Here is a 700-nt window from a genome sequence, read left to right on the forward strand (position 1 = left end):
CGTCAGGAGATTTTAAAAATTTGACTATTTGGAGTTCGTTGGCTTTCATAACTAATTTTTATTATCGGAATCGCTCCATGTCTTTTTCATAATTATTGTGACATTTAGATGAAAATTACGTTTTACCCCCTTCCACTATCCCAATCTCCTCCTCACTCAATCCATACATCTCGTAAACCAATTGATCTATTTTGGCTTCCAGAATCGAGGTGTCTGAGGTTGGATCTTGTTTTTTGGTTTCATTTATTTCTGTGACCAGTATGCTAATCTGATCATGAGTCTCAGGATTTGGTATTACAATGGGAAGCTGTGCGATATACACAGGCTTGTATTCAAAATATCCATTCTGCTTTGTGGATGCGATTGACTTTAAGTAAAAGTCAATGACTTTTGAGTTCAAGATACCCAAAAGAAAGAAATCCCTTGAGGGAATGATCGTTGTCTTGTCATTGCTATAATGCTCTTCTGTGTCATAGCAATAGGAGGCTCCTTTTACGATTGCGGGAATGATGATTTTTTCCTTCTCAAACTCCTCGTAGTAATCACAAGCTCGCAATTCCCACCAAAAATCCCCTTTATCAGTCCTTTTCTTAGCTGCTGCCTCATATGGTTTTAGATGCCTTGCTATTGCGGGATACTTTCTTGTAAGCCATTCCCAAGCGGGGTCATAGTCCATGTATCCATACCTTGGTGGTTCATT

Annotated in this window: 1 protein-coding gene; it reads right to left on the reverse strand. The window is 38.9% G+C overall.

Annotated features, from left to right (window positions below):
- Positions 1-115: 115 nt before the first annotated feature.
- The coding region (locus IAQ59_RS22070) for a TaqI-like C-terminal specificity domain-containing protein (RefSeq protein WP_280868368.1) at positions 116-700 on the reverse strand (585 nt) is incomplete at its 5' end.

Origin of the sequence: Lunatimonas salinarum, from assembly GCF_017811155.1 — a bacterium.
Lineage (GTDB): Bacteria > Bacteroidota > Bacteroidia > Cytophagales > Cyclobacteriaceae > Lunatimonas > Lunatimonas salinarum.